The 18,243-nt window shown below is 46.3% G+C and carries 16 protein-coding genes and 1 riboswitch; of the genes, 5 read left to right on the top strand and 11 right to left on the bottom strand.

Annotated elements, in window-relative coordinates:
• The first annotated feature begins 50 nt into the window (after positions 1 to 50).
• Entirely contained in the window at positions 51 to 869 is an 819-nt protein-coding gene (locus tag F941_RS14450; RefSeq protein WP_005012767.1) for an MBL fold metallo-hydrolase, read from the top strand.
• Positions 866 to 1,441 carry a dual specificity protein phosphatase family protein gene (locus F941_RS14445; protein WP_005012765.1) on the top strand — a complete coding sequence of 192 codons (576 nt, stop codon included), beginning with the start codon at positions 866 to 868 and terminating at the stop codon, positions 1,439 to 1,441. The genes F941_RS14450 and F941_RS14445 overlap by 4 nt, the downstream gene beginning before the upstream one ends.
• Before the next feature lie 22 nt (positions 1,442 to 1,463).
• On the opposite strand, the gene F941_RS14440 is transcribed toward F941_RS14445, so the two are convergent.
• The 4 genes from F941_RS14440 to trpA are packed head-to-tail and all read right to left on the bottom strand — an operon-like array spanning position 1,464 to position 5,408.
• Positions 1,464 to 2,435, bottom strand: a complete 972-nt coding sequence (locus tag F941_RS14440) for an SPOR domain-containing protein (RefSeq protein ID WP_005012764.1) — start codon at positions 2,433 to 2,435, stop codon at positions 1,464 to 1,466.
• Complete coding sequence (folC, locus tag F941_RS14435; protein ID WP_005012760.1) at positions 2,432 to 3,715, bottom strand: bifunctional tetrahydrofolate synthase/dihydrofolate synthase; 1,284 nt, start codon at positions 3,713 to 3,715, stop codon at positions 2,432 to 2,434. Before folC ends, F941_RS14440 begins: the two co-directional genes overlap by 4 nt.
• Positions 3,712 to 4,608, bottom strand: a complete 897-nt coding sequence (gene accD, locus F941_RS14430) for an acetyl-CoA carboxylase, carboxyltransferase subunit beta (protein WP_005012759.1) — start codon at positions 4,606 to 4,608, stop codon at positions 3,712 to 3,714. Before accD ends, folC begins: the two co-directional genes overlap by 4 nt.
• Positions 4,605 to 5,408 carry a tryptophan synthase subunit alpha gene (gene trpA, locus F941_RS14425; protein ID WP_005012757.1) on the bottom strand — a complete coding sequence of 268 codons (804 nt, stop codon included), beginning with the start codon at positions 5,406 to 5,408 and terminating at the stop codon, positions 4,605 to 4,607. The genes accD and trpA overlap by 4 nt, the downstream gene beginning before the upstream one ends.
• Before the next feature lie 357 nt (positions 5,409 to 5,765).
• Between trpA and F941_RS14420 the strand changes: the two genes are divergently transcribed.
• On the top strand, positions 5,766 to 7,109 hold the full coding sequence (locus tag F941_RS14420) for a Na+/H+ antiporter NhaC family protein (RefSeq protein ID WP_005012756.1): 1,344 nt from the start codon (positions 5,766 to 5,768) through the stop codon (positions 7,107 to 7,109).
• Between the two features lie 49 nt (positions 7,110 to 7,158).
• On the opposite strand, the gene F941_RS14415 is transcribed toward F941_RS14420, so the two are convergent.
• The gene (locus F941_RS14415) at positions 7,159 to 8,190 is read right to left on the bottom strand and encodes an AraC family transcriptional regulator (RefSeq protein ID WP_005012754.1); all 1,032 of its coding nucleotides are present in this window, start codon (positions 8,188 to 8,190) and stop codon (positions 7,159 to 7,161) included.
• Positions 8,191 to 8,345: 155 nt separating this feature from the next.
• Between F941_RS14415 and F941_RS14410 the strand changes: the two genes are divergently transcribed.
• Positions 8,346 to 9,224: a metal-dependent hydrolase gene (locus F941_RS14410; RefSeq protein ID WP_005012752.1), complete on the top strand. Its 879-nt coding sequence runs from the start codon at positions 8,346 to 8,348 to the stop codon at positions 9,222 to 9,224.
• 73 nt (positions 9,225 to 9,297) lie between these two features.
• Here F941_RS14410 and F941_RS14405 read toward each other — a convergent pair whose 3' ends face one another.
• From F941_RS14405 to F941_RS14380, 6 genes are all read right to left on the bottom strand, one after another.
• Positions 9,298 to 10,290, bottom strand: a complete 993-nt coding sequence (locus F941_RS14405; protein ID WP_005012750.1) for a DUF2804 domain-containing protein — start codon at positions 10,288 to 10,290, stop codon at positions 9,298 to 9,300.
• 189 nt (positions 10,291 to 10,479) lie between these two features.
• A complete protein-coding gene (locus F941_RS14400; RefSeq protein WP_026253466.1) occupies positions 10,480 to 10,995 on the bottom strand; it encodes a DUF1543 domain-containing protein in 516 nt (171 codons plus the stop codon).
• Positions 10,996 to 11,011: 16 nt separating this feature from the next.
• Positions 11,012 to 11,737 carry a CPBP family intramembrane glutamic endopeptidase gene (locus F941_RS14395; protein WP_005012746.1) on the bottom strand — a complete coding sequence of 242 codons (726 nt, stop codon included), beginning with the start codon at positions 11,735 to 11,737 and terminating at the stop codon, positions 11,012 to 11,014.
• A gap of 221 nt (positions 11,738 to 11,958) precedes the next feature.
• A complete protein-coding gene (gene trpB / locus F941_RS14390) occupies positions 11,959 to 13,185 on the bottom strand; it encodes a tryptophan synthase subunit beta (protein ID WP_005012744.1) in 1,227 nt (408 codons plus the stop codon).
• Positions 13,169 to 13,810 (bottom strand): phosphoribosylanthranilate isomerase, encoded by a 642-nt coding sequence (locus F941_RS14385; protein ID WP_005012742.1) that lies wholly within the window; start codon positions 13,808 to 13,810, stop codon positions 13,169 to 13,171. Before F941_RS14385 ends, trpB begins: the two co-directional genes overlap by 17 nt.
• A 167-nt stretch (positions 13,811 to 13,977) precedes the next feature.
• Positions 13,978 to 15,837 (bottom strand): TonB-dependent receptor domain-containing protein, encoded by a 1,860-nt coding sequence (locus F941_RS14380; RefSeq protein ID WP_005012741.1) that lies wholly within the window; start codon positions 15,835 to 15,837, stop codon positions 13,978 to 13,980.
• Positions 15,838 to 15,968: 131 nt separating this feature from the next.
• Positions 15,969 to 16,141, bottom strand: a riboswitch (cobalamin riboswitch).
• 227 nt (positions 16,142 to 16,368) lie between these two features.
• On the opposite strand from F941_RS14380, the gene F941_RS14375 reads away from it, so the two are divergent.
• Positions 16,369 to 18,216, top strand: a complete 1,848-nt coding sequence (locus F941_RS14375; protein ID WP_005012739.1) for a TonB-dependent receptor plug domain-containing protein — start codon at positions 16,369 to 16,371, stop codon at positions 18,214 to 18,216.
• Positions 18,217 to 18,243: the final 27 nt, after the last annotated feature.

Genomic DNA, 18,243 nt, shown 5'->3' with positions numbered 1-18,243 from the left:
ATGCCTCCGCTCAGTTATAAATAACCGGACAACCGAATAAAAATGACATCATGATTTATAATATTCACCATTTGCACTGCGGCACCATGTGCCCTGTTTGCGGTCCGCTTTTCGGGCAAAACCGCTTTACAGCTAAAGTCATTTGCCATTGCCTGCTGCTGGAAACAGATCAAGGCTTAGTTTTGGTCGATACTGGACTGGGCGTTCAGGACTATCTGCACACCAAAACCCGTTTAGGCAGCTTCATCGCCCGTGCAGGGCGCATTGAAAACAATTTAGAACTTTCAGCGGTTGCGCAGATTCAGCGCTTAGGCTTTCAGCCCAAAGACGTGAAGCACATTCTGCTGTCGCATTTAGACTTTGATCATGCAGGCGGCATTTCAGATTTCCCTCAGGCTACCGTGCATGTGCTGTCCAGCGAATATAACGCCGCGCGCAATCTAAAATCATTCAAAAGCAAAGCCCGTTATAAGCCGCAGCAGTTCCAGCAGCACCGTTACTGGAACTTTGTTGAACCGCTGCAAGGCGAAAGCTGGCATAACCTGCACTGCGTGCAAGGCTTTCAATTGTTTAATGACGATATTCTGCTGATTCCTTTAGCGGGCCATACTCACGGGCATTGCGGCATTGCAATCCGCAAGCGGGATGGATGGCTGTTTTTCTGCGGTGATGCCTATTACTCTCACTTAGAATTGGCTGGCGGACATTCCCTGAAAACACTCAATCAACTGGAACGCTTATTTGCTGTAGACAATCAACAGCGCATAGCCAATTTAGAAAAGATTAAGCATTTAGCGCAAACTGAGCCGGCTATTGAACTCATCTGCGCACACGATCCTATTGAATTTTCGAGATACTCCACGCTATGAAACGCCTTGCTTTAACACTCATGCTGAGCGCGAGCCTGACAGGCTGCATGACATCTGCGGTTTGGCCTGATCAGCAGCGCCCTGAACACTGGGGAACCGCCATTAAAGGCAACGCCAATTTTTATCAAATCAGCCCTTTCGTCTACCGCAGTGAACAGCCCCATTCTGACCTGCTGCCGTTGCTCAAAGCGCAAAACATTCAAGTGGTGATCAATTTAAGATCACGCAATGCCGATGAAAGCATACTGCCCGCCCAAAACTTTCAATTGGTGCATATCCCCATTCAGACCTGGGCGATTTCCAAAGAAGATTTGCTTCAGGTCATGCGAAGCATTCAGCACGCCCAGCAGAACCATCAGAAAGTTTTAATTCATTGCTATCATGGTTCTGACCGCACTGGCGCCAGCATTGCCATGTACCGGATTATTTACGAGCACTGGCTTGTAGAAGATGCGCTGAATGAAATGAAACATGGCGGCTATGGCTTTCACCCCATCTGGAGCAATATTGAAAAATTATTCAGCCCTGAGAATATAAAATGGATCCGCCAGCAGCTGGGGGATCCATCTTGAATATCATCTATACGGATGCCGCTTAGCGCTTATCGAGCGGCACCCAATCAATGACCCATGCCGACTTCATGCCCAAACTGGCATCGGAGTTGATTTTCTTGCGCGCAGAATCTGCGGATTCACGGTCTTTCGATGGGCCCACCATGATGCGGATACCTTTTGAGGTCGGGCTCTTGGTTACTCGATAGCCTTTTGCCCTCAGCTTAGACGCCACTGCATCAGCATTGGCCTCATTGGCTGCCAGCGCCACCTGCACCATCCATTGCTTATCGCCATGCTCCAGTAAATCACGGGCTTTTTCCGCTTCAGCTTTTTTCTTGGCGTCTTCTTTATGCTTTGCTTCGGCTTTCTGCTTTTCTTCTGCCTTCCGCTTGGCTTCTGCGGCTTGTTTTTCAGACGCCTGTTTTTCTGCGGCTTTCTTTTCAGCAGCTAAACGTTCAGCTTTCCGCTTTTCATCCGCAGCATGTTTTTCTGCATCAGCAGCTTTTCTGGCAGCATCCTGTTTGACTTGATCAGCCTTGAGCTGTGCTGCTTTCTGCTGATCTAACTTTTTTTGAGCCGCCAGTTTATCCTCAGCAAGATGCTTTTGTTTAGCTGCCTGATCCTCTACCAGCTCTGGCGGAATGTTATCTGAACTTTGTTGCGCTGAACGGCGCGCATTCAATTCTGCATATTCTTCGGCAGCTTTGCGGGCAGCATCCGCTTCGGCCTGCTGCTGCATTGCCAAGAATTCTGCAGCGCGCGCTTCCTGCTCAGCCACAGACTTTTCACGGGCTTGGCGCTGCGCTTCCAGCAGGCGCTTTTCCGTTTCAACATCTACAGTCAGCTGAGATGCGCTGTTATTCGTATTTTTTTGAGCAGCCTCAACAGCAGTTTCAGACGCCTGAACCTGATTGTGATGAATTTCTTCTTTGCCTTTTAAAAGCAATGCGGTCAGCAAGACACCGCCGCTTAATAAAACAACACCGCCCATCCAGCGCTGTTTGTTATTCATTGACATTCTTCCAAATACTCCCATACCGCTTCTAAGGTATGAAATGAACCACATACCAAAATCAGCTGATTATTTTTCGCGTCATCTACGGCTGATTTAAAAGCTAATTTCACACTATCAAAGTGCTGCACATTAAGCCCCTGTAGTGCAGAATCCAATTGTGTTATATCGGCAGCGCGCGGAACGGTTAATGGTGCAATTTTCCACATTAAAACAGTGTCTTTCAATAAATTGGCGACAGAATTTATATCCTTGTCAGACAGCATTGAAAAAACACTGATCACTTCTGTGTACTGTTTATTGTATTCTAAGAATTTCTGCAATTGCTTTAACAAAAAATCAACGCCATGCGGATTATGTCCGGCATCAAAAATCACCGTTTTTTCTGCAATTTTGCGCACTTCAAAACGGCCTTGCAGCTTGGCATTGATAATGCCCCGCTCGATTGCTGACTGCGATACCGTCAGTCCGCTGAGCAGAACCGCCGCGGCAGCGGTAGAGATATTTTCTAAGGCTAAACTGCCGATTGGCAATTTTAAAGTCGTGCCTGCAGATGCAAACAGCCAAGACTGGCCATCTTCTGCAAATTGATAAAAATAATCGCGGTTGACTGCATGCAGCTGAGCTTGGCACTCATCGGCTTTATTTTCAATGGCGTGCGGCAAGTCCTGCTGACCGCCAAAAACCACGGGGATATTCGGACGGATAATGCCGGCTTTTTCAAAAGCGATCTTTTCAATGGTATCGCCCAGCCAATCAGTATGATCCAGACCAATATTGGTAATGACCGCCACATCCGGATCAATGACATTCACTACATCCAGACGGCCGCCCAAACCGACTTCCAGCACCCAGACATCACACTGCTGCGCTTTAAAAATGACAAAAGCCGCTAAGGTCGTGGCTTCAAAAAAAGATAAGGATAAACCACAGTCACGGCGCGCCTGATCGACAGCCACAAAAGCCTCAATCAGCATTTGATCGCTGACTTCCATTCCCTGCAGCTTTACCCGTTCATTGAAGCGGTAAATATGCGGGGACTGGTACAGCCCCACTTTATAGCCTTGCGCATTTAGAATGGCGGCCAACGCGGTGGTGGTAGACCCCTTGCCATTGGTTCCTGCTACGGTAAATACTTTGGCCTCCGGACGTGTCACCCCCAGTGCTTCTGCCACTGGAATCACGCGCTCTAAGCCTAAATCAATGCCCGTAACATGAACATGGCTCCAATAATCGAGCCATGTGTTTAAAGAATCGGTTGCAAGAGGCGCTGTGTTCAAGTCAAGTTCATCAATTTACTGATAATGCGGTATACAGTATCACGTAATGCGTGGCGGTGAACAATTTGATCGATTACGCCATGATCAAGTAGGTATTCTGCGCGCTGGAACGGTTCTTCCAGTTTCTCACGCACCGTCTGTTCAATCACGCGCTTGCCGGCAAAGCCGATCATGGCTTTAGGTTCAGCAATATGCACATCGCCCAGCATGGCCAAAGATGCTGTGACGCCGCCATATACAGGATGGGTCAGCACAACAACATAAGGCAAGCCCGCTTCTTTCAGGCGCTGAATCGCGGCTGAAGTGCGCGCCATTTGCATCAGGGACAGCATGCCTTCCTGCATGCGTGCGCCGCCAGAAGCAGCAAAACAAATTAACGGCTGTTTCTGTTCAATGGCGCGTTCAGCAGCCTGTACAAAACGGTCGCCCACTACAGTGCCCATTGAACCAGCCATGAAATCAAACTCAAAAGCGCAGGCAATTAAAGGGATGCCTTTCAGCAGACCTTGCATCACCACTAACGCTTCAGTCTCGCCGGTTTTCTGCTGCGCTTCAGCCAGACGCTCTGGGTATGGCTTGCTGTCAACAAAATGCAGCGGATCTTTGGCTTTAAATTCCTGACCCAATTCATTTTGCACTTGATCAAAGAACCAATTTAAGCGGTCGCGCGCTTTCATGCGCAGATGTTCGTCGCATTGCGGGCAAACATAAGCATTGAACGACATTGCTGTACGGGTCACTAAAGCATGGCACTCAGGGCATTCAATAGTCGGCTCTGTAAAAGTGGCTTTAAGCGCCTGCTGTTCATCGGGCATATGGATGCCTGGCACAGCGCGGTCCGTCCACGGTGTAGACGGGTTTAGAATTTTCCCTGATTTCACGTCTTGACTCATACTAACTCATCGAGCGCGGCTCGAAGCTCCTTAACTTTATTCACCGTTGCTGTAACGGCTTGTTCTGGGGCTAAATTTGCAAACTGCTTAACAAAGGCGCTGCCGACAATCACGGCATCTGCAGCCACACCCATGGCTTTAGCAGATGCAGCGTCGCTGATACCAAAACCGACACCAACTGGAATATTGGTATACGATTTGATTTTCTGAATGCGGCTGGCCGCTTCTGCAACATCTAAAGTCGCAGCGCCTGTCACCCCTTTCAGGGAAACATAGTAAATAAAGCCGCTGGCCTGCTTCACCACATGCTGAATGCGCTCATCTGTAGATGTTGGCGCCAGCAGGAAGATCTGATCCATGCCGTATTTCTGCAGCACTGCATCTAAATCTTTTGCTTCTTCCGGCGGCAAGTCCACTAAAAGCACGCCATCTACACCGCAGTCATTGGCATAAGCCACAAACTTTTCGTAGCCAATCACTTCAACAGGGTTTAAGTAGCCCATTAAAACCACAGGTGTTTCTGTGTCTTTTTGACGGAACTCTTTCACCATGTCCAACGCATCAAGGGTATTGGTGCCGCCTGCCAACGCGCGTTCAGCAGCCAGCGCAATCACTGGGCCGTCTGCCATTGGATCAGAAAACGGCAAGCCTAATTCAATCACATCCACGCCCGCTTCAACCATGCCGTGCAGCAATGGAACAGTTACTTGCGGATGCGGGTCACCAGCCATGACATAAGAAACCAGCGCTTTACGCTGCTGAGATTTAAGTGTTTCAAAACGTGCGGCTAAACGTGACATAGGGCTATACTTTCCTTGAATGGTTCAAAACGAGTTGGCTTTGTAAAAATACAAGACACTGCATTGTAACGCTATTTTTCACTCAATGAACAGGGTGTGAGCGTTTCTGCCGGCATTTGTACAGTCTGCAAAACTTCCAGAACAATCCGAAAGCAACATTTACGGATATTTCAGCTTTTTGCACAATGATCAAAGATGCCTAATTTTACTCAATTACAAAACGTTAAGTATTTGGATATTCTTAATTTTATAGATGAAAAACTGATATAAATAACAGGTTTAGCATTTACATTTACCGTTTTTGGAAATTGCAAAACCTGCTTTATACTATGCGCACTGTTTTACTTTTTATCTTCTATGACCTTCAACACCCAAGCAAAAGCGCAGGCAAACGCCTATGCGCTGCTGCCGCTTATTGTATTTTTAGCCATTTTTTTAGGCAGCGGTATTTACCATTCCATCATTGGCACCGAGTTTGCCTTTTATCAAGTCAAAGCCCCGATTGCCGCCCTGCCTGCCGTTATTTTAGCGGTGCTGATGTATAAAGGCCCGCTCAACAGCGGCATTGATACCTTCCTGAAAGGCGCAAGCCACCCGAATCTGATTTTAATGTTCATGGTCTTCATGCTGGCTGGAGCATTTGCCAGCGTCAGCAGCGCGATTGGCAGTGTCGATGCCACGGTGCAGCTGGGCCTGTCCATTATTCCGCCTGCCTATGTGCTGCCGATGCTGTTTGTGATTTCTGCTTTTATCGCTACAGCGATGGGCACATCTATGGGGACCATCGCCGCCTGCGCCCCAATTGCCTTCGGCTTTACCCAAGCCACCGATATTGAGGCGGTTTACGCCATTGGCGCAGTGGTTGGCGGCGCCATGTTTGGCGACAATCTTTCGATGATTTCCGATACCACCATTGCCGCCACCAGCAGCTTGAAAGTGCAGCTGCGTGATAAATTCCGTGTGAATGTGTGGATTGCTGTTCCGGCATCAATCGTCAGCCTGCTGATCTACATGCTGATCAGCCATGACTCCCAAGCCATCGAATACAAGGCATATAATGCCTGGCTGATTTTGCCGTACCTTGCGGTTTTCATTTTGGCATTCAGCCGCCTCCATGTTCTGGCGGTATTAAGCATTGGCATTATACTTTCAGGATTGATCGGCTTAAGCGCTCAGCAGGAATTCAGCCTGCTGCAATTGAATAATGCCATATATGACGGCTTTGTCAGCATGTTTGAAGTCGCGCTGCTGTCAATGCTGCTTGGCGGCCTCTCTGCCATTATGCAGCGCGAGGGCGGCCTGCAGTGGCTGATTCAGCGCATTTACCGCTTAACCCGCCTGTTTAAAGCCAGCGCGCAGCGCGCCGGCGAGATTGGCATCAGCTGCCTGGTGATTTTCTCTAATTTATTTGTCGCCAATAATACGGTGGCCATTATTTTATCCGGGGATATGGCGCGTGAAGTGGCAAAAGAATACGGTGTCGATCCGAAACGTGCAGCTGCGCTGATGGATATTTTTTCCTGCGTCATTCAGGGCTTGATTCCCTATAGCGCACAATTGCTGCTGGCCTGCTCCATTGCTAAAATTTCGCCGGTTGAACTGCTTGGCAGCATCTATTACTGCTGGGTGCTGGCCATCTGCGCCATTTTGTCAATTCTCTTGCGCTATCCCCGCTTAAGCGCAGCAAAACTCCAGCGCTAAAAGACAGGCTCCAGCCATTCATCCCGCCAGCAGAATGCTGCTGGCTCAACTAAAGCTGCGGTTTCAGCCGCTTCTTGCGCTGCATTAACGTTTCCCTTGTTGAGGCTTTATACGCCCTGGCCAAGGCCGACTGATCTGAATACCCCAGCTGCAGCGCAATTTGAGCTATAGGCGTGTTTTGCTGCAGCAGCTGCTCACAGCGCTTCATCCGTTCTGCATCCAGCACTTGCTTAAACGAAGTGTTCTGCCCATTCAGCTGGCGCTGCATCGTGCGGACAGACAAATGCAGCTCTTCTGCAATGCTTTCAATTTTTGGCGCTTGCGCATTCAGGCGCAGGTATTCCGCCACATGCACATGGATCTGCGGCACGATATTTTCAAAATGCGGCTTGGATGCAATTGCCTCTTCCGCCTGCTTCAGCAGCAGCCGCTTCAGTGAAGGATCTGCCAATTCAGATTTTAAATCTAGACTGTCCGAACTGATGACAAAGGAATACTTTGCATGCCCAAACTCAACGCTGCAGCCAAAAAACTTTTCATAATGGTATCGGGCCATTTGCGGCGCATGGGCAAACTGAATCTTGAGCAATTGCAGCGATGCCGGAAAAATCTGCTTGGCTAAGCGCGCCATGCAGGCCGTCGTCAGCTCGTTCACCAGCGCATATTTGTCATCATGCAGCGGCCAATATAAATAGATTTCCTTGCCTTTGGACTGCAGCTGCATTGGGATAACTGCGGCGCCATCAATGACTAAACGGCTGAAGCGCATAATATGCTGCAGCGCCTCCGCCACACTGTCGCTGCGGCTGGCCATATAACCCAGCACCCCAAAATGTTCCGCGCGGATGAACTTCGCCATTTCAAAAATCAGCTGCGGACAGTCTAGATGCTGCCGGGTCAGCTCCATCACCGCAGAAAAAAAAGAATGCGGCGATTGCGAATCAATCGGCAAAGACAAGACATGGTTCAGCTGCTGCTGATATGGCGCTAAAAAATGCAGATGCGCATCATCCATCTTCAATTCCGCCATATGCATGCGCCAAAGCTGAAAATAGCCATTGGGAATCTGAAGCTCTTGCATCACGCACCCCTTTTCCATCATTTTGCAGTGTTTAATTTGACATTTATCATTTTCACCTTGGCGTTAAATGTATAAAAATTGGCAATAACTGTCAAAACATTTGCTTCAATCTTAGACATACTGCAAACATCACCGGCAATTGAAGTAAAAATAAAATGAATGCCCATGTTCAATACCCCCAAATCAATCCAGTCGTACGCACCCAGCTGAATTTTAAGCTGGATGAAGTGCCGCGCTTCTGGTTTGGCGGCGACCCGTTCATTACCCGCATGTTTGACGCGCTGAGCCTGACCTTCCCAGATGGTGAGCGTTATTTTATTGAATGCGTGCGTTTATTCCGCGACCAAATTACCGATGCGGATTTACAGCAGCGCGTGGCTGATTTTATTCGTCAAGAAGCCCAGCATGGCATCGCCCATGACAAAATGAATCAGGTGATGAAAGCGCAAGGCATGCCTGTCGATGCGTTTATTCGGCGTTTAAATAAAATCTTTAAATTTGAGCTGAAGCACCGCTCTGCCCAATACAATATTGCCATGACTGCCGCCGCGGAACACTTAACAGCACTGATGGCGGAAACTTTCTTTAGCCAAAAAAACACCTTGCAGGATGCCCACCCCTATGCGCGCGCATTATTTGCCTGGCATGCCATAGAAGAAATGGAACACCGTGATGTGGCCTTTGATGTCATGAAGCAAGTGGGCGGCGTGCCTGAATTGACCCGTAAATTTGCCTTAGCGTTTACTACGTTTATGATGTTTGGTTTCACCCTTTACCGCACCAATATTATGCTGAAACATGATGGCTTTAATGTGCGTGAACGCCTGCAAATGAATATGAAAGGCTTGCCTTGGTTCTTTGGCAAAAAAGGGATTTTGTCACGTATGCGTGGACAATATTGGGATTGGTTTCATCCAAATTTCCACCCCAATCAACACCCTATTATTGCGCAATACGATGTTTGGGTGAAAACCCTTGCAGCCACAGGAGACCCGATTCAGGCGGGTGAAGCCTTTTGGCAAGCCGCCAAGTAGGCTGTTTCATTTAAGATGCATCACTCATTTAAAAAAGCCGTATCGCAGATTGCGATACGGCTTTTTTTATTCACTACCATTTGGCGTAGTGCTGTTCTAATAATCCATATTCATTTAACAGCACAATTTCTTTATTGTCTTGCTCAATTGTCCCGCTGACCTTGGCCTGCCACTGGCTGAACTGACTGCCCACCAAGCGCAAGTTTAAGTTTTCATAACGGCGCCAGCCGGTCGATATCATTAAATTCAACTTATTGTCCAGTGAACGGATGGTCCATTGATTGTCATCTTGCTGCTGAAATAGAACATCTGCAACTGGATACAATACCCCGTTGACCCATAAGCAATTTTCATTGCCAAAGCTTTCATTCACACCCGATGCCAAGTTCAAACCAATTCGATTATTTTCTGCGTCCCAAAAATTGCAAGACAGCCAAAACCAGGCGGTTTCAGGGCGCAAAAAGCCGCAAGTGTCATCTAAGGATGCAAAAGTCCGCTCATTAAATTGAATGATATTGCCGCGCTTATTTTTAAAAAAACCCTCACAGCCCAAAGTGGTGAGCTTCTGGGTATAGGTCCAGCCATTAATGCCTGTTGGACTGCACAGGCTAAGCGGATCTGTGCCGGCGCAGAAAATACGCGCGCTGAGCTGCAGCTCGCCATGCTTGCTGACCTGAATATAGCGCACGCCATTGGCATGCTGAATATCCAGCTGCATGCCTGACTTGCTGAAATGGCTTTGATTGTATAAGGGCTGTTCATCCAGCACGGTATTGGCTGCGAGCAAATTAATCGCATTCCATTCTATGACTTCATTTTTTAGGTGGTCATAGACATACACAAAACCATGTCCTGCCCATGCGATGTCTGCAATGGCCAAACCAATGGTGTAGTGTTCATGCTGAATGCAGCAAAATTTAAATTTTTTATATTTTAAGCGCTTACGCCAACCCGTTAGGACTTTTCCATAAGGGTTTTTATAAATATATTGATTCAAATCAATATGCTGAGGCAAAGCGCTGAACCGGCCATAATTGGGCTGGCCATTGGGCTGTATTAAATCCATTTATTCGTATCCGTGGAATAAATTTGTCTGATAATCCTTATACTTATTATGCCTATAATTTTTGAGCAGAACAGTTCCATACATCTAATTTGCATAAAAATTCATAAAAAAATTTTCTGCTGCAAAAATGCGGCGATTTTTAAGGTTCAGAGGATTCAATCCGCTTCGTTTATTCCATGGGGCGCGGCATCACTCACCAATGGTCAAATACGTATTTTCCCAATGACCTTCATCAAAACCGCCTTCAAGCAGATGAATATAACGGCCATGCACATAATCAATGGCAATGCAGTCATCCACATCCAACACCCGGTCTGTATGCTGTTTTTGCCAAGCAGCAGCAAAATGCAATTTCCCTTGTAGTTTGGCCACATCTGCAGTTTTAGCGGCAACCAAAACATAGTGGTGCAGTTCGCCAAATTCTTGCGGTACGTAACCGCCCAAGTTAATCAGCCACAGTTTTTCATTTTCAGGGTTCGCCTGTGCATCGGTAAACTGGATTTGATAGCGCTTGCCTTCAGATTCAATACCATGAATTTTCGCCCATGCATCAATATGCAGGCCTTTTGCCTCGCCAAACCATGCATTTCTGAGTTGAGGATAGACCTCTTCCAGCGTTTCCCCTACAGCAATCACAACATCATGCACTTCAGTGTTTGCACGCGCATGGCGGCCGCCAAGCATGACCATAAATAAACTAGACAAATTTTCCACCTAAACTTCAGCTGCCGATATAGGGCTGCAGTATTTTCAACAAAATTACTCCGCCTAATGATAGTACAGCATTGTTAACAAAGTGAATCAGCAGCACATGCCAAATGTTGCGTACCCATAGATAAATCAAGTTTAGAAACAGGCCTGCAGCCATAAAACTCACCGTCGCAACAAGATTGCCGTCAAAATTATAATAATGAATCAAGCCAAATAAGATTGAGTTCAGCAGTACCAGTACGACACGCCAGAGCCAAGGCGACACAAAGAGTTTTTGCAGTAAGGTATAGCGGAAAATAATATCCTCCAATAATGCAGTAAACAGCGGCCCTAGACTGATGATGAACAGGCTGATAAATGCAATGCTGTTTGGATCAACCGCTGATTCCGCTTCACGGCTAGCCCCAACAGGTAAAATACTGCGCGTCAGTGAAATTACCGCTTGCAGCAAAACAGCGCCAACAATGACTAAAAAACTTGAGCGCCAAAAAGCTTGTTTATATTTTTGCCAATGTTCTGCAAGCATTGCTCTATAAAGCCAGCACACCGCAATAAACAGCATGCCGCGAAATACTGCATCACCCATACCAGCATTGACTGACAAGCCAAAAACTCTTTCCAGTAGCCAGCTATTCAGAAAAATCAGCGGTAAAATGCCCAGCGCGAAGGTATCGCGCCTTTGCCAAGAAATATGCTGAGGAAATGATTCAGCACGCACCAATTGAGTAAATGTCATTGTTATTGAATCTTTCTAAAGCTATAACGTTTTAGAAATATTGTGACTTGCTTCACATTTCAACTCTGCATAGCTTTTGTTGATCTTTTCATCAAAACAAATGAATACGTATAAAAAATCGCGCGGAAATGCTTCTGCGCGATTTTTTAAATCCTCCCAACCCTCCTTTGTTAAAGGAGGACTTAGCCCCTCTTTGATAAAGAGGGGCTAGGGGAGATTCCTTACATCTCTACCATTTCCACACCATCAATGCGGGCAACAGTCATCAAGTCTTTATCGCCGCGGCCAGAAACCGTCGCAATAATGATTTGGTCTTTGTCCATGGTTGGCGCAAGCTTAGTCACATAAGCCATGGCATGTGAGCTTTCCAGCGCAGGAATAATCCCTTCAATGTGAGTCAAATCACGGAAGCCCTGAAGCGCTTCGTTGTCATTGATTGGCACATAGTTTACGCGGTGCATGTCTTTTAAGAAGCTGTGCTCAGGGCCTACGCCTGGATAGTCTAAACCTGCAGAAATTGAATGGGTTTCAATAATCTGGCCTTGCTCGTCCGACATCAAATACGTACGGTTGCCATGCAATACACCGACATGACCTGCATTTAATGGCGCAGAGTGCTTGCCAGTTTCAATGCCGTGTCCAGCAGCTTCAACACCATACATTTTGACATCTTCATCGTTCAAGAATGGATAGAACAAGCCCATCGCATTTGAACCGCCGCCGACACATGCAACAAGAGCATCTGGAAGACGGCCTGCCTGTTCTTGAATTTGCTTGCGCGCTTCACGGCCAATGATCGATTGGAAATCACGAACAAGCTGCGGGTATGGATGCGGGCCTGCAACTGTACCAATCACATAATACGTGCTATCGACATTGGTGACCCAGTCACGCATGGCTTCGTTCATGGCATCTTTCAATGTTTTTGAACCGCTTTCTACCGGTACAACGGTTGCGCCCAATAAGCGCATACGATAGACGTTCATGGCTTGACGTTTCACGTCTTCTGCACCCATGAACACCACGCATTCAAGACCTAAACGCGCAGCAATTGTAGCCGTTGCCACGCCGTGCTGGCCTGCGCCAGTTTCTGCAATAATGCGTTTTTTGCCTGAAAGTTTAGCTAAAAGTGCCTGACCAATCGTGTTATTCACCTTATGTGAGCCGGTATGGTTCAAGTCTTCACGTTTTAAGTAAATTTGCGCACCGCCTAACTCTTTCGACCATCGCTCAGCATAATATAAAGGACTAGGACGACCGACGTAATACGCCAAGTCACGGTCGAATTCTGCCAAAAACTGTGCATCATCTTTCATGCGGAAATAGAGTTTTTCTAAGTCCTCAAGTGCTGCCATTAGAGTTTCTGACACAAAACGCCCGCCATGAATACCGAAATGCCCTTGTGCGTCAGGGAATTGGGTATAGTCAATCTTATTTTGCTGATCCACGATGGACTCCTTGCATAAAGCGTTCTATGAGTTGTTGGTCTTTCATACCTTTGCTTGATTCTACCCCGCCGCTGACATCGACTGCATAAGCGCCTGTGGTGCGAATCGCATCTTCAATATTTTCAGGTTTTAAGCCGCCTGCCAAAATTAAAGGAATATCCAGTTTGGGAAATTGAGCCCAATCAAAACTGTGCCCTGTACCGCCTTTTAGCTCAGGATGCCAAGCATCTAAAAGTACGGCGCTTGCGCCTGCTGCCTGATAGTTTTGAATTTCTGCAATGACATCTAAGTCTGGTTTAACCTGAATGGCTTTGTACCAGCGGCGGCCGGCCTGTGCAGCGATGCGCTGGCATTGTTCTGGCGTTTCATCACCATGAAACTGCAGAATATCAAGCGGGACGTCTTTTAGGATGTGCAAAATTTCATCCGCCGATGCATTTACAAATAAACCGACTGTCTGCACATAAGCAGGCACGTGCTGAATCAATTCTTTGGCTTGCGCTGTACTCACACTGCGGGGACTTGGCGGAAAAAATACAAATCCAATCGCATCTGCGCCAGCATTGACGGCAGACTGAATATCCTGAATGCGTGTGATTCCGCAAATTTTAGCACGGGTTCGCATAGTGTTGTGGCTCTAACTCCGCCTCATTCATAGCCTATCTATGAATATGAAGGCGAATCATTGTAATGCAATTTTTTAGACTTGCGTGCATTTTCAGCATCATTCACGCGGAATTTAAAAAGCCCTGATCAATCAGGGCTTTTTAGTTTAAAAATTAGCTTTTAAGATTATTTCATTGCATAGCGCAGTGTTAACCAAGCCGTACGGCCTTCTTGATTAAATAAAGTGCTATTGCTGTAGTTGGTCGAATATTCTTTATCAAACATATTGGCAAGTTTTGCCTGAACACTAAATTCAGGCGTTGCTTGATAAGTTACACGCGTATCTACTGTGGCAAAAGAACCCAATTCGGCAGTATTTGCAGCATTGGTATAACGCTTATCTTCTGCATGGACCGAGGCGCCGACAGTCCATTTCTCCATCGTATAATCAGCTGATGCATTAAAAATTTGTGTTGGTTTTAAGAGCAGCTGCTTGCCATTAGATCCTGCTGTCTCATTTTCAGGTTCTTGGTATGTATAATTTACATTCCAAACAAAATCATTTAATTGCTGAGTTAATGATAGTTCAGCACCTTTAATTTTTGCTTTATCTACATTGCTTGGAACATAATTCCCAGATGCATTAGGTGCCCATACGATCATATTTTCAATTTCATTATAGAAACCGTTTAGCTCCCATTGAACATTGCTAATCACACCTTTGAACCCAATTTCATAGTTTTCAGATTCTTCTGGCACTAATGTAGGATTTTCACTTCCTGGCCAATACAAGTCATTGAATGTCGGGGCTTTGAATGCAGTGCCATAACTGACATAACTTTGTACTGCCTCATTGAAGCGATATCCCAAAGTCGCGCTTCCAGTCGTATGGTTGCCAAATTGTTCATTATCATCCTGACGAACTGCACCTTGCACATCAAAGCTGCCAAATGAACCTAGATATTGTGCAAAGTAAGCTTTGTTATCCCGCTCTTTAACTGCATAAGCTTTCGTACCTGAAACTTCATCATTCTGATAATCAAAACCAAGCATCAAGGTATTTTGCTTATTAAAGTTCAGTGTATTCAGCCATGATAAGCTATCACGCTGTGTATTAATAACTGATGGATAGTTATCTCGACTATCGAGTTTATCCTCTGAACGTCCAAGTCTTAGTTGTGTTGTCCACAAGTCAAATGGCTTATAGGTTGCACCAATACTGTAAATATTTTGCTCTATTTTACTATGAACATTTTCAGCATCGGCAGACCAAGGTAAATCTTTGCTGTCATATTCATTTTCACCATCAACAACCAATACGCTCGCATCAATATCAAATTGATCATTGAATTTATGCCCCATCCGTAAAGATGCGGACTTATTTTCGTAGCCATCTTTATCTAAATCATTGGCTTCATTAATATTTGTCGCATCGATGCCTTGGGTTTTCGTTCCTGCAACATTCAGAGTTGCCCAAGTATCATTTTGGCGAATATTTAAACCAACATTCCCTTGATACGTTTCATGTGAACCATAGGTAAAAGATGCAAAAGGCTTCACCCCATTTTGCGTCCCTTTACGGGTAAAAATTTGAATCACACCACCAATGGCTTCTGAACCATATAAGCTTGAACGCGGACCGCGTAAAACTTCGACACGTTCAATTTGATCAATTGGGAAGTGTTCAAAAGCAGTTTCACCAAGAGTTGCTGAACCAACCTTTTGACCATCCACCAAGACTAATGCATGGCGATTACCCGTACCGCGAATTGAAACACTTGTAACTTTACCTAAACCGCCAGTATTGCTATACGTTACACCTGGTACAGTACGTAATAAGTCTTGTAATGAATTAAATTGTTTGCGCTCAATTTCTGCACGGTCAATCACCGTTACAGCCGCTAAAGTTTTTTGATCATCCTGCTCTACAAGGTTCGCTACCGTATTGGTAATGACCGGAAGCTGATAAGCATCTTCTGCCATGGCCGCAGAAAGTGGAGATAAAACAAAAACAGCCCCGAAAAAGGCCTTAGAAATAGAATGCATAGTGTATTCCCCGATCGCACCGCCCGTGCGAGTGTTAAATTAAATAACGCAAGGCGGATCAGGGTAAGCAATCGGCTTGGCCGTAAGAAAAGGCGCAGACATGCAATCCCGCTATAATGCCCGCCGCATTATGTGTAGGTGTGCAGCAGGCCGGTCTCCGGACTTAAGGGCTAATTTCTATATAGAAAACCCTATTCACCGTTGCGGGGGCAGTGTCAGCTCAAAAAACAACGGATTAAAATTGCTTTTACTAACTTCCCAGTTTCACTTCTTTGACAGAAGCACCTGAAGCGCAGGCAGATTAGTTTCTGCTCCGCAGCAAGTCAAGCGAATATTCAATAAAGCCTGATGGATGCGATTGTCGCTCTGCATTGAGTTCACTATACTTAAGCCATTCACAACAGTCGGCATGGGAAGTTTCAACCACACTGCCCCCGCAACGGTGAGCAAGCTCCATCTTGCCAGTCCGATACCTGCTTGCTGTGTTCTGTCACTCAATCATTTACGTGGGGTAAATGCATGGAGCATTGCATGACGTTCTATTCTCAGCCCACAGCACTTGCAGCCGGTATTGCTGCTGTGTTGGCTTTTTCTGCCCATACGCAAGCCGCAAAGATCCCATCCGCCACTTTAGAGACCATTGTGGTCACCGCAACGCGTTCTGAAGAAAAGCTGGAAGATGTTCCGGCACGCATTTCAATTATTGATGAACCCCTGATTGAACAGTCGCCTATCGCGTCATTCCCGCATTTATTGATGAGTGACGCCTCTATCAATATGGTGCAGCTGGGCGGCTACGGACAGCAAGCTTCATTTTTTTTACGCGGCACAGAGTCTGACCACACTTTGGTCTTGCGTGACGGCGTCCGTTTAAATAATGACGCCAGCGGCTTAGCGCCAAACAACTTTATTGATACCACCGATATTAAGCAGATTGAGGTTTTAAAAGGCCCTGCTTCGGTGCTGTATGGCACCAATGCGATTGGCGGCGTGGTGCAGATTATCAGCAAAACCCCCGACAAAAATGCCGCTTTTATCAGTGCTGAAATAGGTGAAAATCAAACTTATAAAAGCATTGTCGGGGCAGACCTAGCCGATCACGGCTTTTATGCGCAAGTCCGCGGACAGCGCTTAGAAACCGATGGCACAGCAATTCATGAACATGAAAATGCCATCGCTTCAAGCTTTGATCAAAAAGGCGTGTCTGCCAAATTCGGCTATGAAGCAACGCGTTTTGGCACGTCATTGGATTACTCTGAAAACCAAGGCAATGCCCAATATGAGCAATACAGCTGGAGCTCGATGCAATATGAGCAAAAATCGCAAGATTTTAAGAATCAAATTGCTACCTTGAAATCACGCTTCAGCCCGACAGATCAGCTCACCCTGAATGCCCGCGTATCTTATTTTAAAGATGAGCTGGAACAGCTCAAAAGCTTTGAACGGACCGATTATGAATCTACTGAATATGAACTGACCGCAAAACAGCAAATGTCAACGGCACAAAATATTATTGCAGGGATCACCCATCGGCAGCTTGAAACATCAACGCTAAAAGCCGCAGAATCTTTTCATCAAGACTTAAACAGCACGGGGTATTATCTGCAGCATCAGTATCAAACCGATAAGTTAAAAACACAGGCGGGCATTCGTCTTGAAGACCACGAAAAATATGGTCAACACACGGTCGGGCAACTTGCAGCGCGCTATTTTTTCACACCGTTCTTTAGCAGCTATGCCAATGTCGGAACGGCATTTAAAGCCCCAACCATGAATGACTTGTATTATGGCGACTATGCAAACCCCAGCTTAAAGCCTGAAGAAAGCCAGTCCTATGAAATGGGCATAGACCTGCAACTCACACTGCAACTGAAAAGCGGCCTGTCTCTCTACAGAACTGAAATTGATAACCTCATCGATTCGGACCCCAACAATAACTGGAAGTTTGCCAATATTGAGGCAGCCACCATTCAGGGTTCAGAAGTTTATGTAAATTGGGCCAATGACGCATTTTTTGCCAAAGCCAGTTATAGCTACAACCAAGCAAAAAATGATAAAACAGGTTTGGATTTGAGCCGCCGCCCGCGTCAAAAACTGGCATTGTCAGCCGGCTGGGCTGATGAGCATTATGGGCTGTCAACAACGCTCACTGCGAACAGCCATTCAGACAGCAGCAACTATGACGATGATGTGATTCCTGGACATGCGCAGATTGATTTCAACAGCTATTACCAGCCCAATGAACAGTTGCGCTTCTTTGCAAATATTCAAAACGTCGGCGATGTTCAATATAAAACCGCGTCCGCTGGCAATTATGACGGCAAGTTTTATTTGAATGGCGGCCGGCTGGCCTCTGTTGGCTTAACCGTTAAATACTAAATTCCCCCGTATCTTCACCTTTTATAT

This window comes from Acinetobacter bouvetii DSM 14964 = CIP 107468, from assembly GCF_000368865.1.
GTDB classification, from domain to species: domain Bacteria; phylum Pseudomonadota; class Gammaproteobacteria; order Pseudomonadales; family Moraxellaceae; genus Acinetobacter; species Acinetobacter bouvetii.
This window is presented reverse-complemented; position numbering and strand designations above follow the sequence as displayed.